Annotated in this window: 40 protein-coding genes; 1 reads left to right on the forward strand and 39 read right to left on the reverse strand. The window is 37.7% G+C overall.

The window, feature by feature from the left end:
* Nucleotide 1: 1 nt before the first annotated feature.
* The 39 genes from clpX to rpsL all read right to left on the reverse strand — a co-directional run bounded on the left by clpX (nt 2) and on the right by rpsL (nt 24,213).
* Nucleotides 2-1,255: an ATP-dependent Clp protease ATP-binding subunit ClpX gene (clpX, locus tag HL41_RS05100; RefSeq protein WP_038062578.1), complete on the reverse strand. Its 1,254-nt coding sequence runs from the start codon at nt 1,253-1,255 to the stop codon at nt 2-4.
* Between the two features lie 6 nt (nt 1,256-1,261).
* Nucleotides 1,262-1,852: an ATP-dependent Clp endopeptidase proteolytic subunit ClpP gene (clpP, locus tag HL41_RS05105; protein WP_038062577.1), complete on the reverse strand. Its 591-nt coding sequence runs from the start codon at nt 1,850-1,852 to the stop codon at nt 1,262-1,264.
* A gap of 2 nt (nt 1,853-1,854) precedes the next feature.
* Nucleotides 1,855-3,141 carry a trigger factor gene (gene tig / locus HL41_RS05110; protein WP_038062575.1) on the reverse strand — a complete coding sequence of 429 codons (1,287 nt, stop codon included), beginning with the start codon at nt 3,139-3,141 and terminating at the stop codon, nt 1,855-1,857.
* Nucleotides 3,142-3,196: 55 nt separating this feature from the next.
* Entirely contained in the window at nt 3,197-4,651 is a 1,455-nt protein-coding gene (locus HL41_RS05115) for a CCA tRNA nucleotidyltransferase (protein WP_038062573.1), read from the reverse strand.
* A gap of 38 nt (nt 4,652-4,689) precedes the next feature.
* A complete protein-coding gene (gene rplQ, locus HL41_RS05120; protein ID WP_051754515.1) occupies nt 4,690-5,217 on the reverse strand; it encodes a 50S ribosomal protein L17 in 528 nt (175 codons plus the stop codon).
* A gap of 19 nt (nt 5,218-5,236) precedes the next feature.
* Nucleotides 5,237-6,202 carry a DNA-directed RNA polymerase subunit alpha gene (locus HL41_RS05125; RefSeq protein ID WP_038062570.1) on the reverse strand — a complete coding sequence of 322 codons (966 nt, stop codon included), beginning with the start codon at nt 6,200-6,202 and terminating at the stop codon, nt 5,237-5,239.
* A gap of 59 nt (nt 6,203-6,261) precedes the next feature.
* Nucleotides 6,262-6,894 carry a 30S ribosomal protein S4 gene (rpsD, locus tag HL41_RS05130; protein WP_038062568.1) on the reverse strand — a complete coding sequence of 211 codons (633 nt, stop codon included), beginning with the start codon at nt 6,892-6,894 and terminating at the stop codon, nt 6,262-6,264.
* Nucleotides 6,895-6,930: 36 nt separating this feature from the next.
* Nucleotides 6,931-7,311 (reverse strand): 30S ribosomal protein S11, encoded by a 381-nt coding sequence (rpsK, locus tag HL41_RS05135; RefSeq protein WP_038062567.1) that lies wholly within the window; start codon nt 7,309-7,311, stop codon nt 6,931-6,933.
* Between the two features lie 13 nt (nt 7,312-7,324).
* Nucleotides 7,325-7,696: a 30S ribosomal protein S13 gene (gene rpsM, locus HL41_RS05140; protein ID WP_038062564.1), complete on the reverse strand. Its 372-nt coding sequence runs from the start codon at nt 7,694-7,696 to the stop codon at nt 7,325-7,327.
* 11 nt (nt 7,697-7,707) lie between these two features.
* Nucleotides 7,708-7,821 carry a 50S ribosomal protein L36 gene (gene rpmJ / locus HL41_RS05145; RefSeq protein ID WP_038062562.1) on the reverse strand — a complete coding sequence of 38 codons (114 nt, stop codon included), beginning with the start codon at nt 7,819-7,821 and terminating at the stop codon, nt 7,708-7,710.
* A 5-nt stretch (nt 7,822-7,826) separates the two neighbouring features.
* Nucleotides 7,827-8,066, reverse strand: coding sequence for a translation initiation factor IF-1 (gene infA, locus HL41_RS05150; RefSeq protein ID WP_038062560.1), 240 nt, complete (start codon nt 8,064-8,066; stop codon nt 7,827-7,829).
* A gap of 3 nt (nt 8,067-8,069) precedes the next feature.
* Entirely contained in the window at nt 8,070-8,843 is a 774-nt protein-coding gene (gene map / locus HL41_RS05155; protein WP_081856482.1) for a type I methionyl aminopeptidase, read from the reverse strand.
* Nucleotides 8,844-8,845: 2 nt separating this feature from the next.
* Nucleotides 8,846-9,493, reverse strand: coding sequence for an adenylate kinase (locus HL41_RS05160; RefSeq protein ID WP_038062558.1), 648 nt, complete (start codon nt 9,491-9,493; stop codon nt 8,846-8,848).
* A gap of 12 nt (nt 9,494-9,505) precedes the next feature.
* Nucleotides 9,506-10,816 carry a preprotein translocase subunit SecY gene (gene secY / locus HL41_RS05165; protein ID WP_038062556.1) on the reverse strand — a complete coding sequence of 437 codons (1,311 nt, stop codon included), beginning with the start codon at nt 10,814-10,816 and terminating at the stop codon, nt 9,506-9,508.
* A 19-nt stretch (nt 10,817-10,835) separates the two neighbouring features.
* Nucleotides 10,836-11,285, reverse strand: a complete 450-nt coding sequence (gene rplO / locus HL41_RS05170) for a 50S ribosomal protein L15 (protein ID WP_038062596.1) — start codon at nt 11,283-11,285, stop codon at nt 10,836-10,838.
* Nucleotides 11,286-11,289: 4 nt separating this feature from the next.
* A complete protein-coding gene (gene rpmD, locus HL41_RS05175; protein ID WP_038062553.1) occupies nt 11,290-11,475 on the reverse strand; it encodes a 50S ribosomal protein L30 in 186 nt (61 codons plus the stop codon).
* The gene (rpsE, locus tag HL41_RS05180) at nt 11,472-11,975 is read right to left on the reverse strand and encodes a 30S ribosomal protein S5 (RefSeq protein WP_038062550.1); all 504 of its coding nucleotides are present in this window, start codon (nt 11,973-11,975) and stop codon (nt 11,472-11,474) included. Before rpsE ends, rpmD begins: the two co-directional genes overlap by 4 nt.
* A gap of 14 nt (nt 11,976-11,989) precedes the next feature.
* Nucleotides 11,990-12,379 carry a 50S ribosomal protein L18 gene (rplR, locus tag HL41_RS05185; RefSeq protein WP_038062547.1) on the reverse strand — a complete coding sequence of 130 codons (390 nt, stop codon included), beginning with the start codon at nt 12,377-12,379 and terminating at the stop codon, nt 11,990-11,992.
* Between the two features lie 22 nt (nt 12,380-12,401).
* Complete coding sequence (gene rplF, locus HL41_RS05190; RefSeq protein ID WP_038062544.1) at nt 12,402-12,989, reverse strand: 50S ribosomal protein L6; 588 nt, start codon at nt 12,987-12,989, stop codon at nt 12,402-12,404.
* 14 nt (nt 12,990-13,003) lie between these two features.
* Nucleotides 13,004-13,399 (reverse strand): 30S ribosomal protein S8, encoded by a 396-nt coding sequence (gene rpsH, locus HL41_RS05195; protein ID WP_038062541.1) that lies wholly within the window; start codon nt 13,397-13,399, stop codon nt 13,004-13,006.
* 13 nt (nt 13,400-13,412) lie between these two features.
* The gene (locus HL41_RS05200; RefSeq protein WP_038062538.1) at nt 13,413-13,598 is read right to left on the reverse strand and encodes a type Z 30S ribosomal protein S14; all 186 of its coding nucleotides are present in this window, start codon (nt 13,596-13,598) and stop codon (nt 13,413-13,415) included.
* A 6-nt stretch (nt 13,599-13,604) separates the two neighbouring features.
* Nucleotides 13,605-14,144, reverse strand: a complete 540-nt coding sequence (gene rplE, locus HL41_RS05205) for a 50S ribosomal protein L5 (RefSeq protein WP_038062535.1) — start codon at nt 14,142-14,144, stop codon at nt 13,605-13,607.
* A 3-nt stretch (nt 14,145-14,147) separates the two neighbouring features.
* Nucleotides 14,148-14,516, reverse strand: a complete 369-nt coding sequence (rplX, locus tag HL41_RS05210) for a 50S ribosomal protein L24 (protein ID WP_051754517.1) — start codon at nt 14,514-14,516, stop codon at nt 14,148-14,150.
* A 13-nt stretch (nt 14,517-14,529) separates the two neighbouring features.
* Nucleotides 14,530-14,898, reverse strand: coding sequence for a 50S ribosomal protein L14 (rplN, locus tag HL41_RS05215; protein WP_022855890.1), 369 nt, complete (start codon nt 14,896-14,898; stop codon nt 14,530-14,532).
* Between the two features lie 2 nt (nt 14,899-14,900).
* The gene (rpsQ, locus tag HL41_RS05220; protein WP_038062532.1) at nt 14,901-15,191 is read right to left on the reverse strand and encodes a 30S ribosomal protein S17; all 291 of its coding nucleotides are present in this window, start codon (nt 15,189-15,191) and stop codon (nt 14,901-14,903) included.
* A 7-nt stretch (nt 15,192-15,198) separates the two neighbouring features.
* On the reverse strand, nt 15,199-15,396 hold the full coding sequence (gene rpmC, locus HL41_RS05225) for a 50S ribosomal protein L29 (RefSeq protein WP_038062529.1): 198 nt from the start codon (nt 15,394-15,396) through the stop codon (nt 15,199-15,201).
* A complete protein-coding gene (gene rplP / locus HL41_RS05230; RefSeq protein WP_038062590.1) occupies nt 15,396-15,809 on the reverse strand; it encodes a 50S ribosomal protein L16 in 414 nt (137 codons plus the stop codon). The genes rpmC and rplP overlap by 1 nt, the downstream gene beginning before the upstream one ends.
* A gap of 24 nt (nt 15,810-15,833) precedes the next feature.
* Nucleotides 15,834-16,496: a 30S ribosomal protein S3 gene (rpsC, locus tag HL41_RS05235; RefSeq protein ID WP_038062528.1), complete on the reverse strand. Its 663-nt coding sequence runs from the start codon at nt 16,494-16,496 to the stop codon at nt 15,834-15,836.
* Nucleotides 16,497-16,499: 3 nt separating this feature from the next.
* The gene (gene rplV, locus HL41_RS05240; RefSeq protein WP_038062527.1) at nt 16,500-16,856 is read right to left on the reverse strand and encodes a 50S ribosomal protein L22; all 357 of its coding nucleotides are present in this window, start codon (nt 16,854-16,856) and stop codon (nt 16,500-16,502) included.
* 13 nt (nt 16,857-16,869) lie between these two features.
* On the reverse strand, nt 16,870-17,160 hold the full coding sequence (gene rpsS, locus HL41_RS05245) for a 30S ribosomal protein S19 (RefSeq protein WP_038062525.1): 291 nt from the start codon (nt 17,158-17,160) through the stop codon (nt 16,870-16,872).
* A 20-nt stretch (nt 17,161-17,180) separates the two neighbouring features.
* Nucleotides 17,181-18,005 carry a 50S ribosomal protein L2 gene (gene rplB / locus HL41_RS05250; RefSeq protein ID WP_038062519.1) on the reverse strand — a complete coding sequence of 275 codons (825 nt, stop codon included), beginning with the start codon at nt 18,003-18,005 and terminating at the stop codon, nt 17,181-17,183.
* A gap of 13 nt (nt 18,006-18,018) precedes the next feature.
* Nucleotides 18,019-18,309 carry a 50S ribosomal protein L23 gene (gene rplW, locus HL41_RS05255; RefSeq protein WP_038062516.1) on the reverse strand — a complete coding sequence of 97 codons (291 nt, stop codon included), beginning with the start codon at nt 18,307-18,309 and terminating at the stop codon, nt 18,019-18,021.
* Nucleotides 18,310-18,312: 3 nt separating this feature from the next.
* A complete protein-coding gene (rplD, locus tag HL41_RS05260) occupies nt 18,313-18,945 on the reverse strand; it encodes a 50S ribosomal protein L4 (protein ID WP_051754519.1) in 633 nt (210 codons plus the stop codon).
* Nucleotides 18,946-18,959: 14 nt separating this feature from the next.
* On the reverse strand, nt 18,960-19,595 hold the full coding sequence (rplC, locus tag HL41_RS05265; RefSeq protein ID WP_038062513.1) for a 50S ribosomal protein L3: 636 nt from the start codon (nt 19,593-19,595) through the stop codon (nt 18,960-18,962).
* A 14-nt stretch (nt 19,596-19,609) separates the two neighbouring features.
* Nucleotides 19,610-19,918, reverse strand: a complete 309-nt coding sequence (gene rpsJ / locus HL41_RS05270) for a 30S ribosomal protein S10 (RefSeq protein ID WP_038062586.1) — start codon at nt 19,916-19,918, stop codon at nt 19,610-19,612.
* Between the two features lie 23 nt (nt 19,919-19,941).
* Nucleotides 19,942-21,141, reverse strand: coding sequence for an elongation factor Tu (gene tuf / locus HL41_RS05275; protein WP_038549660.1), 1,200 nt, complete (start codon nt 21,139-21,141; stop codon nt 19,942-19,944).
* A gap of 27 nt (nt 21,142-21,168) precedes the next feature.
* The gene (fusA, locus tag HL41_RS05280; RefSeq protein WP_038062802.1) at nt 21,169-23,253 is read right to left on the reverse strand and encodes an elongation factor G; all 2,085 of its coding nucleotides are present in this window, start codon (nt 23,251-23,253) and stop codon (nt 21,169-21,171) included.
* A 94-nt stretch (nt 23,254-23,347) separates the two neighbouring features.
* Nucleotides 23,348-23,821, reverse strand: a complete 474-nt coding sequence (gene rpsG, locus HL41_RS05285) for a 30S ribosomal protein S7 (protein WP_038062805.1) — start codon at nt 23,819-23,821, stop codon at nt 23,348-23,350.
* Nucleotides 23,822-23,841: 20 nt separating this feature from the next.
* On the reverse strand, nt 23,842-24,213 hold the full coding sequence (gene rpsL / locus HL41_RS05290) for a 30S ribosomal protein S12 (protein WP_038062807.1): 372 nt from the start codon (nt 24,211-24,213) through the stop codon (nt 23,842-23,844).
* 195 nt (nt 24,214-24,408) lie between these two features.
* On the opposite strand from rpsL, the gene HL41_RS05295 reads away from it, so the two are divergent.
* On the forward strand, nt 24,409-25,704 hold the full coding sequence (locus tag HL41_RS05295; RefSeq protein WP_038062810.1) for a replication-associated recombination protein A: 1,296 nt from the start codon (nt 24,409-24,411) through the stop codon (nt 25,702-25,704).
* Nucleotide 25,705: the final 1 nt, after the last annotated feature.

A 25,705-nucleotide genomic window follows, 5' to 3' on the forward strand; every position in this document is an offset into this window, starting at 1 on the left:
CCTACCCCTCCTTTATCTTTTTTCTATTAAAAATTAAGATGGGTCTTTCCTTTTTCAAGACCACCTCTTCAGTAACCACACACTCTTTTACATCTCCTAAGGAGGGGAGTTCATACATTACGTCCATCATCACCTCTTCTATAATAGCCCTAAGTCCTCTAGCTCCAGTTTTTCTTTTATAAGCCTCTTCTGCTACCAACCTCAAGGCTCCCTCAGTAAACTTAAGTTCAACCCCTTCTATCTCAAAAAGTTTTTGATATTGTTTAACAATCGAATTTTTAGGTTCTACTAAAATTCTAACCAAGTCATCCACAGAAAGCTCATCCAAAGTAGCAATTACCGGTATCCTACCTACAAACTCAGGGATAAAACCAAACTTGATAAGGTCTTCTGGTTGGACTTGAGAAAGTATCTCTCCTAAAGTTAAATCTTTAACACTTTTTACCTCTGCCCCAAAACCTATAGAACCTTTACCTATCCTTTTTTTGATGATGTCTTCCAAACCTACAAAGGCTCCACCACATATAAAAAGAATGTTGGTGGTGTCCATTCTGATGTATTCTTGTTGAGGATGCTTTCTACCACCCTTAGGAGGAATATTAGCCAAAGTACCTTCTAAAATCTTAAGTAAAGCTTGTTGTACCCCTTCTCCTGAAACATCTCTTGTAATCGAGGGTCCTTCACTTTTTTTTGCGATCTTATCTATCTCGTCTATGTAAACAATCCCTCTTTGAGCCAACTCAAGGTCATAGTTAGCTGCTTGTAAAAGATAAAGTAGAATATTTTCTACATCCTCTCCTACATAACCTGCTTCGGTCAAAGGAGTAGCATCGGCTATCGTAAAAGGTACCCTCAAAAACTTAGCCAATGTTTGAGCCATAAGGGTTTTACCAGAACCAGTAGGCCCTATCAAAAAAATGTTGGTTTTCTGGATTTCTACGTCTTTGAATTTATGTTTAAAGTTTTTCTCATATTCTATTCTCTTATAATGGTTATAGACTGCTACCGAAAGGATCTTTTTTGCTCTCTCTTGTCCTACTACATACTGGTCTAAATAAGCCTTAATTTCTGAAGGTTTAGGAAGGACACTGTCTTCTTTAAGGTTTATCCGCTCATATTCCTCTTCTAAAATTTCATTGCACAGTTCTACACATTCATTACAAATATAAGCTGAAGACCCTGCAATCAACTTGCGAACTTCAGACTGTGGTTTCCCACAAAAAGAACACCTAAGTTCATGGTCTTTTGACCCCATTCTTACCTACCCCGTTCTTTTATTTAAAATATTATCTATTACTCCATATTCAAGAGCTTCTTGCGGAGACATATAAAAATCTCTTTCTGTATCTTGCTTGATTTTGTCTTTAGATTGGCCGGTATGCTGGGCTAAAATTTCGTTCAGCATTTCCCTTAATCTAAGAATCTCTTTGGCTTGTATTTCTACATCAGTTGCCTGTCCTTGAAAAGCCCCAATAGGTTGATGAAGCATAATTCTTGAATGTGGAAGGGCATAACGTTTACCTTTTGCTCCTGCTGCCAAAAGCACAGCTGCCATGCTTGCAGCTTGACCTACACAGATAGTACAAACATCCGGCTTTATGTACTGCATAGTATCATAAATTGCAAGGCCTGCGGTAACCAGCCCCCCTGGAGAGTTTATGTAAAGCATAATGTCTTTATCAGGGTCCTCTGCCTCTAAAAAAAGAAGTTGAGCTATAACTAGGTTAGCTACCTGTTCATCTATAGCTGTCCCTAAAAAGATAATTCTCTCTTTAAGTAGACGAGAGTAAATATCATATGCTCTTTCCCCTCTCCCTGTCTGTTCCACCACTATGGGGATATAGTAACTCATGCTTATCTCTCCTTCTCAATCACTTTGGCATTTTCTATCAAAAAGTTTAAAGTTTTCTCTGCTAATTTTTTAGGCAAAATGTTAAAAAAGACGATATTTCTTGCCTCTTCTATAGAAATTTTCAACCCTTGAGAAATAGCCTCTACTGTTTTATCTATTTCTTCCTGAGGTATTTCAATGTTTTCTATCTCTGCAATCTTTTCAAGAAGTAATTCTTCCTTAGCCTGTCTCTCTGCTATAGGTTGCAATTTTTCTTTTAATTTTTCTATAGAAATATTTAAAGTCTCAAAACTAAAACCATCTCTTTCTAAACTTTCTTTAATCTGTTCTATCAATTGATAAAGTTTTAATTCTACATACCTTGTAGGAACTTTTATGTCCACTTTTTCAAGGATCTTTCCTAATACTATCTCTTTAACTGCATTTTCATTTTTTCTCTTTTTTTCCTCTAATAATCTTTTTCTAACCGCTTCTCTTAAGGCTTCAACAGTTTCGAACCCCATGTTAAGACTTTTTACAAACTCATCGGTTAGTTCCTGCAACTCTCTTCTATAAATTTCTTTTACTTCTATCTCATATTTTACCTTTTTTCCAGCAAGAAGCGGGTTTAAACCTTCTGCAGGATACTCTACTTCTACACTAAACTTATCTCCTACTTTTTTTCCTAACAAAGCTTCTTCTACTTCTCTGTTAAACTCTCCAGTTCCTACGTCTACAAATAGGGCTTCTGCCTGATGTCCCGGAATAAGTCCGTTTTCATCATAGGCTTCAAAACTTATTACAGCCACATCTCTCTCAATAATAGGTTCTTCATTCTCTATTTTCTTAAGGTGGGCAAAAGAATATCTTAGTTCATCAAGCAACTTTTCTACCTCTTCATCCTTTACTTCATCTTTTTCTTTTTCTACCTCTAACCCGAGATAATCTTCTTTTTTCAACTCAAACTCAGGCCTTATTTCTACCAACACAGAATATTGAAACTTTTCTCCCTCTTTAAGTTCTCCCAACTCTTCTACTCTTGGCCTTAAGAGAGGCTCTAGTTTAGCTTCTTTAATAGCTTCATAAAGAGTTTTTTCTATCAATTTATCTATCGCCTTTCCTTCTATCTCTTCTTTAAATAGCTTCTTTACCAAATACTCAGGCACCTTACCCTCTCTAAAACCTTTAACCTTAGCCTTTCTCTTTAATTCGTTGGTAACCTCTTTTATGGCTGATTGAACGACCTCTTCCGGAACCTCAACCTTTAAAATTTTTTCGACTTCGCTTAAGTTCTCTACTTCTACCCTCATCTTTTTACCCCTTTCTAAAAATTTTTTACTTTTACCTTAACTTAATTTTTCATTTTTACAAGTTTAAATACTTTGACTTGATTAAGTTTAAGGCTTCCTCTTTGTTATGTATCTTTTTTTCTAAAAAAAGTAATTCTATCTCTTGCAAAATCTCTTTAAACATAGGTCCCGGTTTCAATCCTAAATTTATCAAATCTTGACCGGTAATAAGTCTTTTCTTTTGAGACATATTTTCCATTTCAACTTTAAGTTCTTTAAGCTCAAAGAAGAAGGCCTTAAGTCTCTCTTCATAATCTGGCTCTTTATCTGGTCCTTGACTAGCATAAGAATCAGCCATAGACACCACGAAAAGCTCAAGCCAATATGGTACATCGGTTAAAAGATGCCTTTTGGCCCTTATAGTTAAATTTCCTTTTTCCTTTTCGTTTAACAAATGAAAAGGCCTCATATGGTTTTTTATCAACACATAAGTTTTATGGAGTAACTCTTTTTTTAACCGATACTTTTCAAAACTCTCTTTAAAAAGCTCTGCTGAAACCTTTTCGTGACCATAAAAAGTTATCCTTTCTTCGTTTCTTCCAAACGTAAAAGCCTTACCCAAATCATGAAAAAGACTTGCTAATTTCACCGGTATTACCACTTCTTCTTTATTAAAATCCTCTGTTTTCTCTAAACCTAAGTAATCCTCAGGATTTTGTAATATTTTTTCAGCCCATTTAAGACTTTCTAAAAGATGGCCCCAAACGTCTAAATGATGAAAACTTGGTTGTGTTACCCCTTTTGTTTTCTCAAAAAACGGAAAAAGCTCTCCCAGGATCCCATCTTCATCCATCAGCTTAAAAGTTTCATAACATCTATCTGAAAGAAGAATATAACTAAGCTCTTGTAAAATTCTCTCCTTTGCACAAAACAAAAGCTCCTTTTTATGAAGTTTAAAAATCTCTCTTGTCTCTTCTTCTATTTCCCCTATTCCTTGAGCAAAGAATCGATAACCCCTAAGAATTCTTAGAGGATCTTCGATTACGTTCACTTCCCCTATGATCTTTATCTTACCTGAAATAAGATGAGAATATCCATCAAAAGGATCTATCACCTTTAAACTTTCGGAAAAAAGAGAGCTTACAGGAATAGCCATCGCATTAAAAGTAAAGTCTCTGGCCCCAAGGTCCTCATCCAAAGTTTTTCCTCTAAAAAGAGTAAAATCCAAGCTGTTTTCTCCTTTAGCAACTCTGTAGATACCTAACTCTGGAGCTAAGGGGACTAAATTATATCCAAGATACTCTTTAGCAAAAAAAGCTAAAGCTTCTACCCCTTCCTTTACACATAAATCAAGGTCTAAAATTTTTCTACCTAAAAAAAAATCCCTTACTGCACCACCTACTATAAAAAAATCATCTCTGTTAGAAAATTTTCTTAAAAAAGAAATAAGGCGTTTCTTTTCTTCTTCAGAAAAGGCAAGAAGAGTTAGAAATTCAGCAATCTTTTCTTGACTTAAGGTTAGAACGTTCATAAGAAGACCCCCCGAAGGGGGGAAAGAAAGATATATGGTTAAGCTTGAATCTCTTGAGTCCCCTCAACCGAGCTATCTTCTTGAGCTGTTTTTTCGACGGTTGATTTTTCTTCTTGAGGTTTTACTTCATGTTGTTTTTTCTTCTTTTCTATAAATTCTAACACCTTTTTAAGCCTTTCTGCCTTCTTTTTACCAGATTTAGCAGAAACCTTCTCTTCTACCAACTCCACCAATACCATCATGGAAGCATCGCCCCTTCTTGGGCCAATCTTAATAATTCTGGTATATCCACCTGGCCTGTCTAAAAATTTTGCTCTTAGATCTTTAAAAAGTTTCCTTACCACTTCTTTGTCATTGATAAAACTCAACGCCCTTCTTCTCGCGGCAAGGTCTCCTTTCTTTGCCAAGGTTATCATTCGCTCTGCAACCCTTCTTAACTCCTTAGCTTTAGCTATAGTAGTAACAATCCTACCATGTTTTAGAAGGTCTCTTACCTGATTTCTCATAATCGCCCAATGATGTTCTGTATCTCTGCCTAATCTTCTACTAACTTTTCTATGCCTCATCTTCCCCTCTCCTTATTTTCTAATCTTTTGGAGGTTTCCACTTAAGGTCTGTCATGCCAAGCTTTAGATTAAACCTGTTAAGTTTTTCTACTATTTCGTCTAAAGATTTCTTACCAAAACTTCTAAGCTTTAAAAGCTCAGATTCAGTCTTTTGTACCAACTGGCCTATATAGTTTATGTTAGCAGCCTTCAAACAATTATATGCCCTGCCAGAAAGTTCAAGCTCCTCTATAGGAAGGTTTAAAATATTCTGAGTAGTACTAACATCCGCAGTGGTTGTCTCTAACCCTATTTTTTCCTCACCTAAAAATACCATAAACTGTTCTACTAAAATCTTAGCAGCCTTAACTAAAGCCTCTTTAGGATCTATAGTTCCGTCTGTATATATCTCTAATACTAAACTGTCATAATCACTGCTTTTCCCTACACGAGCCTGAGTAACCGTAAAATTTACCTTGGTAATCGGGGAAAACAAACCATCAACTAGGATAACCCCTATCTCATTATTTTTGTTATATTCTGCTGGAACGTACCCTCTACCTTTTTCTACCTTAATCTCCATCACCAACTTACCATCTTTTGTTAAAGTTGCTATATGAGCATCAGGATTTACGATAATCCCTTTATCTTCAACCTGAATATCTCCTGCCTTTACTTCACCCTCTCCTATCTTTTCGAGCTTAAAATAAAAAGGGCCATCTCCTTCAAGCTTAAACCTTACTCCCTTTAAATTTAGTATAATTTCTGTAACATCCTCAACTACTCCAGGCAAACTGGTAAACTCATGAGGAGCACCTTCTATCCTTACCTCAGTAATAGAATAACCAGGTATAGATGAAAGCAGAACCCTTCTTAAAGCGTTTCCCAAAGTAATGCCGTATCCTCTTTCTAAAGGCTCTATAATAAATTTCCCATAATAAGGAAACTGGCTATCCTTATGAACTTTAATCTCTTCAGGCTTAATAAGCTCTATTTCCCTCTTCATCGGTACTTTTACCTCTTTTTTTCTTTTTATAGTCTTAGTACTTTTTATAAACCTAAAATTTACCTAGAGTAAAACTCAATTATATAGCTTTCCTGAATAGGCATAGTAATTTCTTCTCGAGTAGGCAGTCCCTTAACCACACCTTTAAAACCTTCAGCATCCAACTCAAGCCAAGAAGGAATACCTCTTCTGATCACTGTCTCTAAACTTTCTAAAATCTGAGGATTGTTTCTATACTTCTCTTTAAGCTCAATCACATCTCCTGGCTTTACCAGATAAGAGGGAATATCCACATTTTTTCCGTTAACCTTAAAAAATCCGTGATTAACATACTGTCTTGCCTGACTTCTTGAAGATGCAAATCCTAAACGATAGACTACATTATCCAACCTTCTCTCTAACAACTGAAGCAGATTGTGACCCGCCTGACCAGGCATTTTAGTTGCCTTTTCATAATACATCCTCATCTGCTTTTCAGAAATTCCGTAAATTCTCTTCACTTTTTGTTTCTCCCTTAACCGGATTCCATAGTCTGAAAGTTTTACCCTTACTTGCTGAGGTCCATGTTGTCCAGGAGGATAACTTCTTCTTTCAAAAGCACATTTATCTGTATAACATCTATCTCCTTTTAAAAAAAGCTTCATACCTTCTCTTCTACAAAGTCTGCATCTTGGTCCAGTATATCTAGCCACTTTATCTAACCTCCTTAACTTTCTTTTTTTATGTTCTTAAACCCTTCTTCTCTTAGGTGGACGACACCCATCATGAGGTATAGGAGTAACGTCTTTTATAAGAGTTACTTTAAGCCCAGATCCTTGTAGAGCCCTTAAAGCAGCCTCTCTTCCTGGACCAGGACCCTTTACATACACCCAAACCTCTTTCAAACCATATGGTTGAACCTTTTTTAAGGCTGATTGCATAGCCAATTGGGCAGCAAAAGGCGTACCCTTTCTTGTTCCTTTAAAGCCTTCAGTTCCACCACTTGCCCAAGCAAGGACATTTCCCTGTCTGTCTGTTATTGTGATAATGGTGTTATTGAAAGTAGAATGAATATGAATTATGCCTTCCGTGACAGATTTTTTAATTTTTTTCTTTTTAGGTTTAGCCACCTTCTACCCCTCCTTATTTCTTCTTCTTTCTTAAAGATCCTGGTCTAGGACCTTTTCTTGTCCTGGCATTTGACCTTGTTCTTTGTCCCCTTACAGGGAGACCCATCTTATGTCTCAACCCTCTATAACAACCTATTGCCATAAGTCTCTGAATGTTCTGTCTGACCTCTTTTCTCAGATCTCCTTCTACCACATATTCCTTTTCAATAATCTGTCTTAAACGATTAATTTCTTCTTCAGAAAGATCCTTTACTTTTCTAAACCAGTCTATCCCCGCTTTAGCACAAGCTTTTTGAGCTAAAGTTCTTCCTACACCATAAATATACGTAAGTGCAATCTCTACAGGCTTGTTTTCTGGAATATCAACTCCAGCAATTTTGGGCATAATCTTTCCTCCTAACCTTGCCTTTGTTTATGCTTGGGTATTTCACAAATTACCCTAACTACACCTTTTCTCCTTACAATCTTACATTTTCTACATCTTTTTTTAACAGAAGGACTAACCTTCATAAATACTAACCTCCTTTATAATCTTTTAAACTTCCTCTATAGACTATCCTACCTCTAGTCAAATCATAAGGAGATAACTCCACTACCACTGTATCTCCAGGTAAAATTCTAATATAATGCATCCTCATCTTTCCAGAAATATGAGCCAGAACTTTATTACCTGTTTCTAACTCAACCCTAAACATAGCATTAGGAAGAGGTTCTATTACCTTTCCTTCTAAAAGGATTACGTCATCTTTTGGCATAACTTACACCCTTGATAAAATTTCTGGTCCCTTAGGAGTTATAGCTATTGAATGCTCAAAATGGGCTGCCAAACTTCTGTCTTTAGTTACCGCAGTCCAACCATCCACTAAAATCTCTACTCTAGGATCTCCTGCAGAGACCATAGGCTCTATCGCTAAAACCATACCTATCTCAATTTTTGGCCCCCTTCCTGGCCTTCCCCAATTAGGGACCTCTGGAGGCTCATGCAAACTTCTTCCTACTCCATGCCCTACAAACTCTTTTATAACATTAAACCCATGCTTTTCTACATGGGATTGAATAGCAAAAGAGATGTCTCCTATTTTATTACCAAAATAAGCTTTTTCAATACCCTTATAAAGGGCTTCTTCTGTAACCTTCATCAACCTTTCTGCTTTTTCTGAAATCTTCCCTACACCAACAGTCAAAGCAGCATCCCCTACATAACCTTCATAAACTACACCAAAATCAAAACTCACCAAATCTCCTTCCTTTAAAACCTTTTCTTTCTTAGGCATACCATGTACTATCTCTTCGTTTATAGATACACAAAGGGCATAAGGATACCCCCTATACCCTTTAAAAGCCGGTTTTACTCCTTTCTTTTCACAAAGACTTAAAGCTAACTCCTCAAACTCCCAAGCACTAACTCCAGGCTTTACTTCCTCTTTCAGCCTAAGAAGAATCTCCATTACTATAGCATTAGCTTTACGTAAAATTTCTATCTCTGCCTGAGTCTTAAGTATCGCTCGTTTTTTAAAATAAGAATTATACAACTTTACTTCTTCTCTAAAATATTTATAATTTGTTGAGTTATCTCTTCTATACTCTTACTTCCGTCGATCTCAGCTAAAATGCCTTTATTTTTATAATACTCGATAAGAGGAGCTGTAGACTCATGATAAACCTTTAACCTGTTTCTTACAGTCTCTTCATTATCGTCTGGTCTTTGATAAAGCTCTCCTCCACAAGCATCACATTTTCCTTCAACTTTGGGAGGTTTAAATTTTATATGATACATCATTCCACAATTTTTACAAGTTCTTCTGCCGGTAAGCCTAAGAACAAGTTCTTCGTCAGGAACGATCAAAGCTAAAGCTACATCAAGCTTTCTTCCCATTTCTTCTAACATTTTATCTAAAGCTTCTGCTTGAGCAACCGTTCTTGGAAATCCATCTAAAATAAATCCTTTTTGAGCATCAGGTTGACTGAGACGTTCTTTAACCATCCCAAGGATAATCTCATCAGGAACAAGCTGCCCTTTTTCCATATATTCCTTAGCTTTTAACCCTAACTCTGTACCTTTACCTACATGTTCTCTTAACATATCTCCTGTAGAGATTTGAGGAATCCCATACTTTTCTACTAAAATCTTAGCCTGAGTTCCCTTACCCGCTCCTGGTGGTCCTAAAAACACTATATTCATACCCCCACCCCCTTATTTAATTTTTAATTTGCTTTGTTTGATAAAACTTTCATACTGCCTGGAAATAAGATGAGCCTCTATCTGTCCCATAATATCTAAAGCTACTCCTACTACGATCAGCAAAGAGGTACCTCCAAAATAAAAAGGAAGGTTTAGTTTAGTAATAAAAAAACTGGGGATAACACAAATAAAAGCTACATAAAGCGCACCTATAAACGTGATCCTGTTAAGCACCTTGTCTAAAAATTCCTCAGTAGCTTTACCTGGTCTTATTCCTGGAATAAAACCACCCCATTTCTTAAGATTCTCAGCCACCTCTTTAGGATTAAAGACTACTGCAGTATAAAAATAGCAAAAGAAGACGATCAAAGCAGCGAAAATAGTCTCATAAAGGATAGCACCAGGCCTTAAAAATTCACTTATCTGTTTAAACACAGAAATGGGAACAAAACTTGCTAATGTAGCAGGAAACATTAAAATCGCAGAAGCAAAAATAGGAGGAATAACCCCTGCAGTATTTATTTTTAAAGGTAAATAACTTGTTTGACCACCTACCACTTGTCTTCCTACTTGTCTTCTTGCATAATGGATAGGGATCCTTCTCTGAGACATCTCCATAAAACAAGTAAAAGCCAAAATTCCTATTAACAATACTAAAATTAAAAGAAGATAAAATACCGAAAACTCACCTGTTTGTACAAACTTTATCGTCCTTGAGATAGCTGGGAAAATACCGGCTACAATACCTGAAAATATGATCATAGAAATTCCATTTCCGATCCCATGCTCCGTCATCTGTTCACCTAACCATACCAAAAACATCGTTCCAGCTGTCAAACTAACAGTGGTAATTATCCTAAAAGTCCATCCTGGGTCAGAAACAATAGGAACACCGTTAGGAGCCGTCATTCGTTCCAAACCTATAGCTATACCAAATCCTTGTATCAAACATATAAGAACTGTTAAATACCTGGTATAATAAGCTATCTTTCTTTTTCCTTCTGGGCCTTCTTTATAAAGTTCTTTTATCGTAGGATAAACCACAGTCATAAGTTGCAAAATGATTGAAGCGCTAATATAAGGCATAACACCAAGAGCACAAATAGAAAATCTTCTTAAAGCACCTCCAGAAAAAATATCCATAAAACCAAAAATTGTTCCACTTGCGTGCTGGAAAAGACTTAAGAACGCCTCGCCATTAATACCAGGAGTAGGTATATGGATAGAAAATCTATAAATAGCTAAACCTAAAAAGAGATAAAAAAGTCTCCTTTTTAACTCAGGAATATTAGCTAAACTTAAAAGATTTTCTCTTCCGTTCACTACCGCTTGTCTCCAATAACTATACCTTAACTATCTCTACTTTACCGCCTGCCTTTTCGATCTTTTCTTTAGCGGTTTTAGAAACTGCATGGACTTTCACTATTAATGGTTTATCTATCTCCCCGTCACCCAAAAGTTTAACCAACTTATCCTTTCCTTTTAGCAAACCCTTTAATTTTAAACTCTCTAAATCTACTACTGCGTTAGCCTCAAATCTTTCTGCTAAATCTTTTACATTTACCACTTTGTACTCTTTTTTAAATATGTTATTAAAACCTCTCTTAGGAACTCTTCTGATTAAAGGAGTCTGACCACCCTCAAACCAAGGACGAATATCTAACCCTTCACGAGCCTTCTGCCCTTTATGTCCCCTACAAGAAGTCTTACCATGGCCAGAACCATGGCCTCTCCCCACTCTTTTTTCTCTATGTTTTGAACCAGCAAAAGGTTTTAATTTTTCTAAAGTTATAACCTTATCCATCGATTTCCTCCACCTTAACTAAATGACTTACTTTTCTTATCATACCCCTTATCATGGGGGTATCTTCTCTTATAACAGTCTGTCCTATCTTTTTTAAACCTAAACCTTTTAAATTTTCTCTTTGATTAGGTGTCCTTCCGTACCTACTTCTAACTAAAGTTATCTTAAGTTTTTTCATACCCTCATCTCCCTCTTTAGGTCTTCTACAGTTTTTCCTCTTTTCTTAGCTACATAATCTAAACTTTGAAGTTGTGAAAGCGCTTTAAAAGTAGCTTTAACTAAATTATGAGGGTTACTACTTCCTATACATTTAGTAACTACATCAGTAATACCTGCTGCATCCATAATAGCACGGACCGTACCACCTGCAATAACTCCTGTACCTGGTTTAGCAGGTTTTAAAAGAATATTACTTGCCCCAAACTTGGCCATGATAGAATGAGGGATAGTTCCTCCTGTGATAGGAACTTGTATCAAACTTTTTTTGGCTTTTTCTATAGCCTTCCTGATGGCATCAGGCACCTCAGGGGCCTTTCCTAGTCCATATCCTACCCTACCTTTTCCGTCTCCAACTACCACCAAAGCTGAAAACCTAAGTTTTTTACCACCCTTAGTTACCTTAGTGACACGACTTATCTGTATTATTTTTTCTACAAATTCTTCGGTACCTCTAACCAAAGCCTTACCTCCTTTTAAAATTGTAAGCCTGCAGCTCTGGCTGCATCAGCAAGGGCTTTAATTCTTCCGTGGTATTTAAAACCACCTCTGTCAAAAACCACCTTGGTAATTCCTTTTTCTAAGGCCTTTTTAGCTATAAGTTCTCCTACTGCTTTAGCTACTTCTATTTTCCCCCCCTGAGATCTAAGCTCAGCAATTTTTTCTCTTATCTCTGGAGAAAGAGAGGAAGCTGCTACCAAAGTATGTCCTGTCACATCGTCTATGATTTGGGCATAAATATGTTTTAAACTTTTATATACACAAAGTCTCGGTCTTTCAGGAGTACCAAAGATCTTTTTCCTTATTCTCTTCTTTCTTCTTAACCTTGCTTCAACCTTTTTTTCTCTTTTTCTTAACTCTGCCATAGATTACCTCTCCTTCCAAATTTTACTTCTTAGCACCTTTACCAGATTTACCAGCCTTTCTGTAAATAACCTCATCAGCATACCTAATCCCTTTTCCTTTATATGGCTCAGGTGGTCTTAACTTTCTAATGTTTGCAGCCACTTGACCTAACAGCTCTTTATCTATTCCTTCTAAAGTTAACCTAACCTGTACGTCTCCTGTACCCCTTTCTACTTTTGCTGTAATCCCTTTAGGAAGCTTAAAATTTATCGGATGAGAATATCCTAAACTAAAAACTATCTCATCTCCCTTTACCTCAGCTTTATATCCTAACCCTACGATGTCTAAAACTTTCTGAAAACCTTGGGTAACCCCTATTACCATATTGTTGATCAAAGCCCTGGTTAATCCTTGAAAGGCTTTGGCCTTATTTTTTAATTTTTTTCTTACCTCATCCTGTTGCACTACTATAGTATCTCCCTCTACTACCACCTTAACTAACGGAGGAAGCTTTTTTTCAATCTTTCCCTTAGGTCCTTCAACTACCATAAAACCATCTTCTTTTAAATAAAACTTTACTCCATTAGGAATCTTTATTGATTTTCTTCCTACACGAGAAACTTCTCCCATAACCAGTCACCCCTTTACCAAATTTCACAAATAACTTCACCGCCTACCTTAAGGCGTCTTGCCTCATGATCTGTCATAATACCTTTAGAAGTAGAAACTATAGCAATTCCAAGCCCATCCAATACTTTCGGTAGATCCTTATATCCTCTATATATTCTTCTCCCAGGTTTACTTATCCTTTTTATACCAGAAATAACCGGTCTTTTAAACTCGTCATACTTTAAAATAATCTCTATCTTACCCTGAGGTTTTTCATCATGATAAATAAAATCTTCTATATACCCTTCGTCTTTCAATATTTTAACTATCGCAAGTTTAATCTTAGAAGCAGGAATTACCACTGTTTTATGTCTAGCTTGAAGAGCATTTTTTATCCTAATCAACATATCTGCTATAGGGTCTGTCATCATGCCTCTTTCCTCCTTACCAACTAGCTTTCCTAATCCCAGGGATTTTACCTTCTGAAGCCAATTTTCTAAAACACATCCTGCAAAGACCAAATCTTCTTATATATGCCCTCGCACGTCCACAAATAGAACATCTATTTCTGTGACGGACCTGAAACTTGGGCTTCCTTTTTGCTTTTTCTCGTTGAGCTTTTCTTGGCATATAAATTTACCCCCTAAATGGCATTCCTAACTCTTTTAATAACGCATATGCCTCTTCATCAGTTTTGGCTGTGGTAACAATGGTTACACTTAACCCTTTAATCTTTTCTACTTTACTGGTGTCTATCTCAGGAAAAATCGTATGGTCGGTTATACCAAAAGTATAATTCCCTCTTCCATCAAAACCAGACTTAGGAAGACCTTTAAAATCTTTAGTTCTGGGCAAAGCAATGTTAATAAGTCTGGTAAGAAAATCATACATCCTGTCTCCTCTCAAGGTTACCATAACCCCAATAGGCATACCTTTTCTTAGCTTAAACCCTGCTATAGACTTTCTCGCCCTACATATTTTAGGCTTTTGCCCAGTAATTTGGGCTAACTCTACCATAGCCTGGTCTATAACCTTAGGGTTAGTCACCGCCTCGTTTAACCCCATATTAACACTTATTTTTTCTAATTTAGGCACTTGGTGTATGTTTTTATACCCAAACCTTTCCCTTAATCTTGGGATCACTTCATTTTTGTAATACTCTTTTAACCAGCTCATGTTTTACTCCTTCACCTCGATAATTTCTCCACATTTTTTACAAAATCTAACCTTAGTTCCATCTTCTAAAAACTTCCTACCTATCTTTACACCCCTCTTACATTTAGGACAATACACCATCAAATTAGAAATATGTATAGGTGCCGGTTTTTCAATTATGCCCCCACTGCTGTAAGGAGTTGGCTTCATGTGTCTTTTAACTAAATTAACCCCTTCAACTACAGCCCTTCCTTTCCTGGGGAATACCTTTAAAACTTTTCCTATTTTTCCTTTATCTTTACCTGCTATAACTACTACCATATCGTTTTTTCTTATGTGTAATTTAACTTCATGAGGTTTAGGTGCTTTTTTATTTATCCCGCGCTTTATCATGGTCAAACTCCTTTTATATAACTTCAGGGGCTAAAGAAATGATTTTCATAAAACCTTTAGCCCTAAGCTCCCTAGCTACAGGTCCGAAAATACGAGTTCCTATCGGCTCTTTATACTGATTGATTAAAACAGCTGCGTTTTCATCAAATCTTATGTGAGTTCCGTCTGGTCTAGCAACTTCTTTTTTGGTTCTAACAATTACCGCTTTAACTACATCACCCTCTTTCACTTTTGAATTAGGAATAGCTTCTTTTACTGAAGCAACTATAATATCACCTACACTTCCATATTTTCTATGAGAGCCACCTAAAACCCTAATACACATTATCTTTTTAGCCCCAGAATTATCAGCTACGTTTAAATAAGTCTGCTGCTGAATCATTCTTATTCACCCCCTTCTAAATCCTCTTTAACCTCTAACACTTTGGCCTTCTCTATGATCTCTCTTACCCTCCATCTTTTTCTACGAGAAAGAGGTCTTGTCTCTTCGATTAAAACCTTATCACCTATCTTACATTCATTATTTTCATCATGGGCCATATATTTTTTTCTTCTTTTGATGTATTTCCCGTAAAGGGGATGCTTTACCAAAGTCTCTACCATCACTACTACAGTCTTATCCATCTTATCACTAACTACTGTCCCTATAAAAGTTTTTCTTCTACCCATATCCATCCTCACCCTATCGTATGTTAAGTTCTTTTTCTCTTATAACCGTCAAAACTCTGGCAATATCTCTTTTAACCTGTCTAATTCTCATAGGATTTTCAAGTTTATAAACAGTTTTCTGAAACCTGAGATTAAAAAGCTCTTCCCTTAAACTTGCTAACTTTTCTTTTAACTCAGGGATGGACAACTCCCTCAAATCACGAGCCTTCATTAAAACTCCTCCCTACTAACTATTTTACATTTAAAAGGCATCTTACTGGCAGCCAGCCTTAAAGCTTCTTTAGCCACTTCTTCCGGAACTCCTGCGATCTCATAGATAATCTTACCTGGCTTCACCACAGCTACCCACTCTTCAACAGCTCCCTTACCCTTTCCCATACGAGTTTCTGCAGGTTTCTTGGTAACCGGTTTGTCTGGAAAAACCCTGATCCAAACCTTAGCTCCCTTTTTGGCTACCCTAACGATAGCTACACGTCCTGCCTCTATCTGTCTTGCAGTCAACCAACCACCTTCGAGTACCTTTAAGCCGTATTCTCCAAACTCAACCGTATGCCCACTGGTAGCTTTTCCTCTAACCCTTCCTTTTTGTTGCTTCCTGTATTTAGTCTTTTTTGGTTGGAGCAACATATTTTCTCACCCCTTTAATTTTTAGATAACTAATCTTTCTTGTCCTTCTTTTTCAGGTAAAACCTCTCCTTTAAAAATCCAAACCTTTACCCCTATACTTCCATATTTGGTTACTGCGGTAGCAAACCCGTAGTCTATATCAGCCCTTAAAGTAGAAAGAGGAACTCTTCCAACCCTATACCATTCACTTCTCGCTATTTCAGCGCCTCCAAGTCTTCCAGAGCACTGAACCTTAACTCCCTGAGCCCCAAAACGCATTACCAAAGATACTGCCCTTTTCATCGCCCTTCTAAAAGAAACCCTTCTTTCTATTTGAGTAGCTATATTTTCTGCTACTAACTGAGCCTCAAGCTCTGGTCTTCTAACTTCATTTACCAAAACTTCAAACTCTCTTTCTTTAATCAACTTCCCTAGTTCATTCTTTATCTTTTCTATCTCAGCTCCTTTCTTACCTATAACTATTCCTGGACGAGCTGAATAAATAATCACCCTAACCTTGTTAGCAGCTCTCTCTATCTCGATCTTAGATATTCCAGCATGAAAATATTTCTCTTTTAAGAATTTTCTTATTAAATAATCCTCATATACATATTTAGGAAATTCTGAAGGTTTAGCAAACCAACGAGAATCCCAAGTTCTGGTAATCCCAATTCTCAATCCGATAGGATTAACTTTCTGCCCCAAGGCTTACCTCCTCTTTTTACTTTTTTCTTCTCTTTCTTCTACCACCACCGTAATATGGCTCATCCTTCTTAAGATTCTACTTGCCCTTCCCCATGCTCTTGGCCAAATCCTCTTAAGACGAGGGCCTTCATTTACGTAAGCCTCTGCCACATAAAGCTTATCCACATCCATACCATAGTTGTTTTCTGCATTAGCTATAGCACTCTCTAAAACTTTCTTAACAATCCTAGCTGCTTTTTTAGGAGTAAAAGCTAAAATATTTAAAGCCTCATCTACCCTCTTCCCTCTTATTAAATCTACCACCAACCTTGCTTTATAAGGAGAAATCAAAACATATTTAGCAGTAGCTCGAGCTTTCATATCCATCTCCTTTTTATTTCTTCTTTACTCCCTTTACTTTTCCTTTATCTGCAGGATGTCCTTTATAAGTTCTGGTAGGAGCAAACTCACCCAACTTATGTCCAACCATGTTTTCTGTTACATAAACAGGTATAAATTTATGTCCATTATGAACCGCAAAGGTCAACCCTACCATCTCAGGAATAATAGTAGACCTTCTACTCCAAGTCTTTATAGGTTTTTTATCTCCTGTTTCTCTTGCTGCCAAAACTTTTTTTAATAAATGTTCGTCCACAAAAGGACCTTTTTTCTTAGACCTAGGCATTTAAAGCACCCCCTAACTAATTACCCCTTTCTTCTTCTAATTATAAACTTATCAGAAGGTTTTTTCTTACGTGTTTTACGTCCTTTACATAACCATCCCCAAGGAGAACAAGGATGTCTTCCACCATGAGACCTTCCCTCTCCTCCTCCAAGAGGATGGTCTACTGGGTTCATAGCTACACCACGAACATGAGGTCTTCTACCAAGCCATCTAGACCTTCCAGCTTTACCAAGAATAACATTTTCCCATTCCAGATTACCTACTTGTCCAATAGTAGCCCTACAATTACCATGAACTTTTCTTATCTCACCAGAAGGTAACCTTAAAATCACATAATCACCTTCTTTACCAAGAACTTGAGCGAAAGCTCCAGCACTTCTGGCCAATTGTCCACCCTTTTTAGGCCTAAGTTCTACATTATGTACCATGGTACCTACAGGGATATTCTTAAGAGGTAAAGCATTCCCCACTTTAATCTCTACACTTTCCCCAGACATCACCACATCACCTACTTTAAGACCCACAGGAGCAATGATATATCTCTTTTCTCCGTCTGCATACTGCAACAAAGCTATATTAGCAGATCTATTAGGGTCATATTCCAAAGCTATTACCTTAGCTGGTATATTATCTTTATCTCTTTTAAAATCTATGATACGATAAAGCCTTTTATGTCCTCCTCCTCTAAACCTTATGGTAATCCTTCCATAATTATTCCTACCACCTGATTTCTTTAAAGGCTCAACCAGAGACTTTTCTGGTTCTTTTTTGGTAAGTTCTGGATTAACCAAATAGGTCTGAAACCTTCTACCAGGAGAGGTAGGTTTGCACTTCTTTATAGGCATCTCTTATCACCTCTTATATGGTTTCAAAAAATTCTATAGTCTGTCCAGGCTGAAGCCTGACTATAGCCTTTTTTCTTAAGGATGTTTTTCCAGGATTTCTATATCCACCTTTAGGTTTCCCTTTTACCCTTATCGTTTGCACGTCTAGGACCTTTACATTAAACAGTTTTTCTACTGCCTGCTTGATTTCTATCTTATTAGCCGCTGGGTCTACCCAAAAAGAAACTTGATTATTTTTTTCCTTTAAAAGCATAGATTTTTCAGTAATGATAGGAGCTAAAATAATCTTTCTTGGGTCCTTCATCTTTTATCTCCTTAAACGTTCCTCTATTTTATCTAAAGCTTCCTTTGAAATTATTAAATTTTCGTGATTTAAAATATCATAAACGTTTAATCCTTCAACAGCCAACACCTTAACTTTAGGAAGATTGGAAGCACTTTTCTCTAATACTAAATTCCTCTCAGGAACTATAATAAGTGCCTCATTAATCCCTAACGTGTCTAAATAAGACTTAAGGAGCTTAGTTTTAGGTTTTTCAACCACAGGAAAACCTTCTGCCACAAAAAGTTTATTCGTTAGAGCCCTTGAAGAAAGAGCCATTTTCAAACCTAATCTTCTAACCTTCTTGTTTAACTTAAATTCATAACTTCTCGGTTTAGGACCGTGCACTACACCACCACCAACCCACTGAGGAGCTCTGATAGAACCTTGACGTGCCCTTCCAGTATGTTTTTGAGGCCAAGGTTTCCTTCCTCCTCCTCTTACCTCTCCTCTTGTCTTAGTACAAGCTGTACCAGCCCTCCATCTCGCCATTTGCCATCTTACTATCTCATGCAAAATTCCTTCCTTAGGATAAACACCATAAATATCAAGAGGAAGCTCCATCTCTCCTACTATCTTAGCACTGGCGTCAATTACTTTAGCTTTTATAGCCTCCATCTTTTTACTCCCCTTTATTTAAAATAAACCATTACATATCCGTTGTTCCAGCCAGGAACACCACCCTTTACTAAAAGAAGGTTTTTCTCAGGATCTATATCAACCACAGTTAGATTTTTTATCGTAACTCTTTCAGCTCCATAATGACCTGCCATTTTTTTCCCTTTGATTACCCTTCCTGGAAAAGTATTGGCACCACTTGAACCTCTTTTACGATGAACCTTTTTAGCACCATGACTCATAGGTTGACGTTGAAAATTCCATCTCTTTATCGTTCCAGTAAAACCTCTTCCCTTGGTAATTCCGGTCACATCCACCTTTATACCTTTTTCCAAACCTAAATCAGATAAGGTTAAAACCTGTCCAGGCACAAACTCTTGAGGATTTTCAACTTTAAACTCCTTCAAAATATAAAAACCTGTATCTAAACCCGCTTTTAAAAAATGTCCTATCATAGGTAAGGTAAACTTAGTTAGTTTCTTCGGGTCAAATCCTAACTGAACTGCGTTATAACCATCTTTTTCTTCTGTTTTAACCTGAACTACTGTGCAAGGTCCCACCTGAAGTACCGTTACAGGCACCACATTACCATCGGCATCAAAAACTCTAGTCATCCCTAATTTTTTACCTATTAAACCTTCAACCTTCATGGTTAACACTCCCCTTACACCTTTATTTCAACTTCCACACCAGCAGGTAACTCCAACTGCATCAACGCATCGATGGTTTGCTGTGTGGGCTCTAAAATCTCGATAAGCCTCTTATGGATTCGCATCTCAAACTGTTCTCGAGAGTTTTTGTCAATATGCGGAGATCTCAACACAGTCCATCTACTTATTTTAGTAGGTAAAGGTATAGGGCCTACTACTTTAGCCCCTGTCTCCTTGGCTGTAGACACTATGCTAGCCACTGATTTATCTAAAATTCTGTGATCAAAACTTTTTAATTTTATTCTTATCTTCTGTGTGGGTATCATCTTCTAAACCTCACACTCCCTTATTCTATTATTTTAGTTACTACACCAGCACCAACAGTCCTTCCACCTTCTCTAATCGCAAACCTCAAACCCTCTTCCAACGCAACAGGCTTGATCAACTCAACCTCTAACTCCACATTGTCTCCTGGCATCACCATCTCAACCCCATCCGGTAACTTAACCACTCCTGTCACATCCGTTGTCCTAAAATAAAACTGAGGCCTATAACCATTAAAAAACGGTGTATGCCTTCCCCCCTCCTCCTTCTTCAACACATATACCTCTGCCTTAAACTTAGTATGTGGCTTAATAGTACCAGGCTTCGCCAAAACCTGACCCCTCTCTACCTCATCCTTACCCACTCCTCTCAACAACACCCCTATATTATCTCCTGGCAACGCCTCATCCAATATCTTCCTAAACATCTCCAAACTAGTCGCTACCGTCTTTATCGTAGGCCTAAGTCCTACTATCTCTACCTCCTCTCCAGGCCTAAGCACACCCCTCTCCACCTTACCTGTTACCACCGTACCTCTTCCAGATATACTAAACACGTCCTCTATAGGCATCAAAAACGGCTTATCCACATCCCTAACAGGCTCAGGTATATATTCATCCATCGCCTTCATCAACTCCCATATCCTACCACACCACTCACATTCCTCCTTACCACATCCACACTCAAGCGCCTTCAACGCACTACCCCTAATCACCGGTACCTCATCCCCTGGAAATCCATACTTGCTAAGTAACTCCCTAACCTCTAACTCCACCAAATCCAATAACTCTGCATCATCTACCATGTCTACCTTGTTCATAAATACCACCATCGCTGGAACGTTAACCTGCCTTGCAAGCAATACATGCTCCCTTGTCTGAGGCATTGGACCATCGGTAGCTGCCACAACCAATATAGATCCATCCATCTGCGCCGCACCAGTTATCATGTTCTTTATGTAGTCTGCGTGCCCAGGACAGTCTATATGGGCATAGTGCCTCTTATCACTCTCATACTCAACATGGGCAAGCTGAATCGTTATACCCCTTGCCTTCTCCTCAGGTGCTTTGTCTATCTGATCAAAAGGAATCCACTGCGCATATCCCTTCGTAGACAATACCCTTGTTATAGCACTGGTTAATGTGGTCTTACCATGGTCTATGTGCCCAATCGTCCCCACGTTTAAATGCGGCTTCTTCCTCTCAAACTTTTGCTTAGCCATCTTCCCTTCCTCCTATCCTAAAAATTTCTAACTTCCTTTTGCTTTCTTGATAATCTGTTCTGCTAAATTCCCTGGAACCTTCTCATAATGAGAAAATTGCATAATAAAGGTCCCTCTACCTTGAGTTAAAGACCTTAAAGTAGTTGCATAACCAAACATTTCTCCCAACGGCACAAAGGCGTTAATTATACGAACATTTCCTCTTAAATCCATCCCTTCAACCCTTCCTCTCCGGGAAGAAATATCTCCCAAAACCTCTCCCAAGTACTCTTCAGGAACAGATATTTCAACTTTCATGATAGGCTCAAGTAACACCGGATTTGCCTTTTTACAGGCTTCCTTAAATGCCATAGAACCAGCTATAGCAAAAGCAAGGTCTGAAGAGTCTACCTCATGATAACTTCCATCAACCAGCCTTACTTTAACATCTATTACTGGATAACCTGCCAAAACCCCTTCGTTTGTAGCCTCTCTTACACCTCTTTCTACCGCAGGTATAAATTCCTTAGGGATAACACCACCAACTATCTCAGAAACAAACTCAAAACCTTTACCAGGGTTTGGTTCAACTATAAGCTTAACATGTCCATATTGACCCCTACCACCAGTTTGCCTTATATATTTGCCTTCTGCCTCCGAGACAGCAGTTATGGTTTCTTTATAAGCTACCTCTGGCCTTCCAACGTTAACCCCTACCTTAAATTCTCTGATCAATCTATCTACGATAATCTCTAAATGAAGCTCTCCCATACCCCAGATAAGAGTTTGTCCTGTCTCATGGTTAACCGTAACCCTAAAGGAAGGATCTTCTATGGCAAGTTTCTGAAGAGCAATGGAAAGCTTTTCTTGGTCAGCCTTGGTCTTAGGCTCTACAGCTACCGAAATAACTGGTTCAGGAATTTCTAATTTCTCAAGCTCTATAGGATGAACTTCATCACATAAAGTATCACCTGTAGTGGTAACCCTTAATCCTATTGCAGCTACAATATCTCCTGCAAACGCCCCAGAGATTTCTTCTCTCTGGTTAGCATGCATTCTTACTAAACGCCCTATTCTTTCCTTTTTTCGTTTAGTAGAATTATAAACAGACATACCACTCTCAAGTCTCCCTGAATAAATCCTAAGAAAGGTAAGAGTCCCTATATAAGGATCTGTCATAATCTTAAAAGCTAAAGCAGAAAGAGGTGCATCAGGGTCTGTAGGCCTTTCCTCAACCTCGCCGGTATTTGGATTAACACCCTTTACAGAAGGGATATCTATAGGAGATGGTAAATAATCTATAATAGCATCAAGAAGAGGCTGAATCCCTTTATTTTTAAAAGCTGAGCCACACAAAACTGGGACAGCTTTAAAATTGATAGTAGCCTCTCTTACTGCCTTTCTAATCTCCTCTGCACTAATCTCCTTACCTTCCAAGTATTTTTCCATGATTTCATCGTTTATATCAGCTAAAGCTTCAAGCATTTTAATCCTGTATTCCTCAGCCTTATCCTTTAAAGAGGACGGAATTTCCTCATAATGATATTTTGCTCCCAAAGTTTCCTCTTCCCAAATAATAGCTTTCATCTCTATCAAATCAACCACACCTACAAAACTATCTTCAGCACCAATAGGTATTTGCAAAGGAAGAGGGTTAGCCCCAAGCTTTTGTTTAATCTGTTCGATCACACCTTCAAAATTAGCACCAAGCCTGTCCATCTTATTTATAAATGCTATCCGAGGAACTTTATATTTGTTTGCCTGCCTCCAAACAGTTTCAGACTGAGGTTGAACCCCACCTACAGCACAAAAAATAACCACCGCACCGTCAAGAACTCTTAAACTTCTTTCAACCTCTATAGTAAAATCTACGTGCCCAGGAGTATCAATAATGTTTATCCTATGACCTCTCCAGAAAGTGGTAGTACAAGCAGAAGTAATAGTAATGCCCCTCTCCTGTTCCTGGATCATAAAGTCCATCGTAGCGGTTCCTTCATGAACCTCACCTATCTTGTAGGTCTTACCAGTGTAATAAAGCACTCTTTCAGTAGTGGTAGTTTTACCAGCATCTATATGAGCTACAAATCCTATATTTCTGGTTGTTTTCAATATTTTCAACTCTTCAGGCGTCATTTCCCTCACCCTATATCTTATTTTTCAAATTTTTCAAAAAAAAATAAAATAACTCACCTTAAAATTGGCTATCAAAAATTACCAGAAAAGCTATTTACCAACGATAATGTGCAAAAACCCTATTAGACTCAGCCATACGATGAGTATCGTCTCTTTTCTTAATGGCTGCTCCTCTTTCGTTATAAGCGTCCCAAAGCTCGTTAGCCAACCTTTCTACCATGGTCTTTTCACTACGAGCACGCGCAGCATTGATTATCCATTTAATAGCCAAAGAAATCTGTCTTTCTGGCCTCACCTCTACTGGAACTTGATAGTTAGCACCCCCAACCCTACGACTACGGGTTTCTATAAGAGGTTTAACATTCTCTACAGCTTTTTCAAATATTTTTAAAGGATCTTCTCCACCAGATTTTTCTCTCAACCTTTCTAAAGCCTCATAAAAGATCTTTCTTGCTACATTTTTTTTACCATCTTTCATTAAATTATTTATAAACTTAGCCACCAAAACACTTCCATACTTAGGATCTGGAGGAATCTCTCTTTTAGGCACTGGTCCTTTGCGTGGCATACCAAATCTCCTCTTTCACTTTATTTAGGCCTTGGAGTTCCATATTTAGAACGAGATTTTTTCCTGTTCTGAACCCCAGCCGCATCCAAAGCACCTCTTATAATCTTATACCTAACACCAGGCAAGTCTCTTACACGTCCGCCTCTCACAAGAACCACAGAGTGCTCTTGAAGGTTATGGCCTATACCTGGAATATAAGCAGTAATCTCAATTCCATTGGTCAAACGAACCCTTGCCACCTTTCTCAAAGCTGAGTTTGGTTTTTTAGGAGTTACTGTATAAACCCTAACGCAAACCCCTCTTTTTTGAGGGCATCCTTGCAAAGCAGGAGACTTTGACCTTTTAACCTTTTTTTCTCTACCTAATCTAACTAACTGGTTGATTGTAGGCATATCCTCCCTCTGCAACCTTTTAAAATTTAAAATGACAAGCCCTTTATATACTCCCTTTTTCTCTTCTTGTCAAGAGGCTTAAAAAACAAAAGCCTAAAAAAACAACTTTAACAAGTGGTGATTTACTATTATATCATCTTTTAAAAATTTGTTAAGGTCTTTTGAAAAAAGTAAAAAATATTTTAATATTGTTTTATGGGTTTTGATTATACACCTCTTGCAGAAAAATTAAAACCAAAAAGTTGGGAAGATTTTGTAGGTCAATCCCATCTGGTAGGAGAAAAAGGTTTATTAAAAATTTTAATCTCTCAGGGTAAACCTTTTTCTTTTATTCTTTGGGGACCTCCCGGGGTAGGCAAAACCTCTTTGGCCTTTCTGGTAGGTCAAACTTTGAAAGCAGAATTTATAGTAGTAAGCGCTGTAGATACTACAGTTAAAGACCTAAAAGACATCATATCTAAGGCTAAACAGCTCAAAGGGCTAAACAAACCTACCCTGCTTTTTATAGACGAAATCCATAGGTTTAACAAAACCCAACAGTCTTTTCTTTTGCCTTATCTAGAAAAGGGGGACATCTTCCTCATAGGGGCAACTACTGAAAATCCATCGTTTGAGTTAATACCTCCTCTTCTTTCCAGAGTAAAAACCTTTATTTTAAATCCTCTTTCTAAGGACGAAATTCTTTTAATACTTAAAAGAGGGTTAGAGCGGGTTCTTTCTGAGACTAAAGAAGAATTAATCGTAGAACCTGAGGTGTTAGAAAAAATTGCTGAGGCAAGCGGTGGAGACGCAAGATCAGCCTTAAATTTACTTGAGTTATCATTAGAACTAACTAAGGCTTATGGGAAAAAGGTTTTATCTCTAAAAGATTTAAAAGAAGAACTTCTTTTTAAACCTATAAAATACGATAAAGCAGGAGAAGAACATTATAATCTGATATCTGCATTTCATAAAAGTATGCGCGGAAGCGACCCAGATGCTACTGTTTATTGGCTTGCAAGGATGCTCAAATCTGGAGAAGACCCTCTTTATATAGCAAGAAGGATTATAATTTGTGCGGCTGAGGATGTAGGGCTTGCCGACCCTATGGCCTTGGTGGTAGCGGTTGCGGCAAAAGAGGCCTTTGAGTTTTTAGGCCAACCTGAAGGGGAGTTGGCTTTGGCAGAGGCAGCCATATATGTGGCCAGTGCTCCGAAAAGCAACTCTGTCTATCGCGCCTTAAATGATTGCTATGAAGAGATAGACAGATCTAAGGAACTACCTGTCCCTCTACATCTAAGAAATCCTGTTACCCGTCTCCTTAAAAACTTAGGTTATGGAAAAGACTATAAATATGCCCATGACTATAAAGAGGGTTTTGTTTTTCAATCTTACTTACCAGAGGACATAAAGCACAAACAGTTTTACTTCCCTTCAGACCGAGGAATTGAAAAGAAAATTAAGGAACGCTTAAAAATCCTTTGGAAAGGGTTTAAAATCTACGATAAATAAC

It is taken from the genome of Thermodesulfobacterium commune DSM 2178 (genome assembly GCF_000734015.1).
GTDB lineage: Bacteria > Desulfobacterota > Thermodesulfobacteria > Thermodesulfobacteriales > Thermodesulfobacteriaceae > Thermodesulfobacterium > Thermodesulfobacterium commune.

Excerpts from the sequence above, each read along its gene's own strand:
- clpX (WP_038062578.1), bottom strand. The coding sequence starts at position 1,255 with ATGGGGTCAAAAGACCATGAACTTAGGTGTTCTTTTTGTGGGAAACCA.
- clpP (WP_038062577.1), bottom strand. The coding sequence starts at position 1,852 with ATGAGTTACTATATCCCCATAGTGGTGGAACAGACAGGGAGAGGGGAA.
- tig (WP_038062575.1), bottom strand. The coding sequence starts at position 3,141 with ATGAGGGTAGAAGTAGAGAACTTAAGCGAAGTCGAAAAAATTTTAAAG.
- HL41_RS05115 (WP_038062573.1), bottom strand. The coding sequence starts at position 4,651 with ATGAACGTTCTAACCTTAAGTCAAGAAAAGATTGCTGAATTTCTAACT.
- rplQ (WP_051754515.1), bottom strand. The coding sequence starts at position 5,217 with ATGAGGCATAGAAAAGTTAGTAGAAGATTAGGCAGAGATACAGAACAT.
- HL41_RS05125 (WP_038062570.1), bottom strand. The coding sequence starts at position 6,202 with ATGAAGAGGGAAATAGAGCTTATTAAGCCTGAAGAGATTAAAGTTCAT.
- rpsM (WP_038062564.1), bottom strand. The coding sequence starts at position 7,696 with ATGCCCAAAATTGCTGGAGTTGATATTCCAGAAAACAAGCCTGTAGAG.
- rpmJ (WP_038062562.1), bottom strand. The coding sequence starts at position 7,821 with ATGAAGGTTAGTCCTTCTGTTAAAAAAAGATGTAGAAAATGTAAGATT.
- infA (WP_038062560.1), bottom strand. The coding sequence starts at position 8,066 with ATGCCAAAAGATGACGTAATCCTTTTAGAAGGAAAGGTAATAGAACCT.
- HL41_RS05160 (WP_038062558.1), bottom strand. The coding sequence starts at position 9,493 with ATGAATATAGTGTTTTTAGGACCACCAGGAGCGGGTAAGGGAACTCAG.
- rpmD (WP_038062553.1), bottom strand. The coding sequence starts at position 11,475 with ATGAAAAAACTTAAGATAACTTTAGTTAGAAGTAGGTACGGAAGGACA.
- rplR (WP_038062547.1), bottom strand. The coding sequence starts at position 12,379 with ATGGCAGAGTTAAGAAAAAGAGAAAAAAAGGTTGAAGCAAGGTTAAGA.
- rplF (WP_038062544.1), bottom strand. The coding sequence starts at position 12,989 with ATGGGAGAAGTTTCTCGTGTAGGAAGAAAATCAATAAAGATTCCTAAT.
- rpsH (WP_038062541.1), bottom strand. The coding sequence starts at position 13,399 with ATGATGACAGACCCTATAGCAGATATGTTGATTAGGATAAAAAATGCT.
- HL41_RS05200 (WP_038062538.1), bottom strand. The coding sequence starts at position 13,598 with ATGCCAAGAAAAGCTCAACGAGAAAAAGCAAAAAGGAAGCCCAAGTTT.
- rplE (WP_038062535.1), bottom strand. The coding sequence starts at position 14,144 with ATGAGCTGGTTAAAAGAGTATTACAAAAATGAAGTGATCCCAAGATTA.
- rplX (WP_051754517.1), bottom strand. The coding sequence starts at position 14,516 with ATGATAAAGCGCGGGATAAATAAAAAAGCACCTAAACCTCATGAAGTT.
- rplN (WP_022855890.1), bottom strand. The coding sequence starts at position 14,898 with ATGATTCAGCAGCAGACTTATTTAAACGTAGCTGATAATTCTGGGGCT.
- rpsQ (WP_038062532.1), bottom strand. The coding sequence starts at position 15,191 with ATGGATATGGGTAGAAGAAAAACTTTTATAGGGACAGTAGTTAGTGAT.
- rpmC (WP_038062529.1), bottom strand. The coding sequence starts at position 15,396 with ATGAAGGCTCGTGATTTGAGGGAGTTGTCCATCCCTGAGTTAAAAGAA.
- rplV (WP_038062527.1), bottom strand. The coding sequence starts at position 16,856 with ATGAAAGCTCGAGCTACTGCTAAATATGTTTTGATTTCTCCTTATAAA.
- rpsS (WP_038062525.1), bottom strand. The coding sequence starts at position 17,160 with ATGCCTAGGTCTAAGAAAAAAGGTCCTTTTGTGGACGAACATTTATTA.
- rplB (WP_038062519.1), bottom strand. The coding sequence starts at position 18,005 with ATGCCTATAAAGAAGTGCAAACCTACCTCTCCTGGTAGAAGGTTTCAG.
- rplW (WP_038062516.1), bottom strand. The coding sequence starts at position 18,309 with ATGAAGGACCCAAGAAAGATTATTTTAGCTCCTATCATTACTGAAAAA.
- rplD (WP_051754519.1), bottom strand. The coding sequence starts at position 18,945 with ATGGAGGCTATAAAAGCTAAAGTAATTGACGCCAGTGCTAAGATAGTA.
- rplC (WP_038062513.1), bottom strand. The coding sequence starts at position 19,595 with ATGAAGGTTGAAGGTTTAATAGGTAAAAAATTAGGGATGACTAGAGTT.
- tuf (WP_038549660.1), bottom strand. The coding sequence starts at position 21,141 with ATGGCTAAGCAAAAGTTTGAGAGGAAGAAGCCGCATTTAAACGTGGGG.
- fusA (WP_038062802.1), bottom strand. The coding sequence starts at position 23,253 with ATGACGCCTGAAGAGTTGAAAATATTGAAAACAACCAGAAATATAGGA.
- rpsG (WP_038062805.1), bottom strand. The coding sequence starts at position 23,821 with ATGCCACGCAAAGGACCAGTGCCTAAAAGAGAGATTCCTCCAGATCCT.
- rpsL (WP_038062807.1), bottom strand. The coding sequence starts at position 24,213 with ATGCCTACAATCAACCAGTTAGTTAGATTAGGTAGAGAAAAAAAGGTT.
- HL41_RS05295 (WP_038062810.1), top strand. The coding sequence starts at position 24,409 with ATGGGTTTTGATTATACACCTCTTGCAGAAAAATTAAAACCAAAAAGT.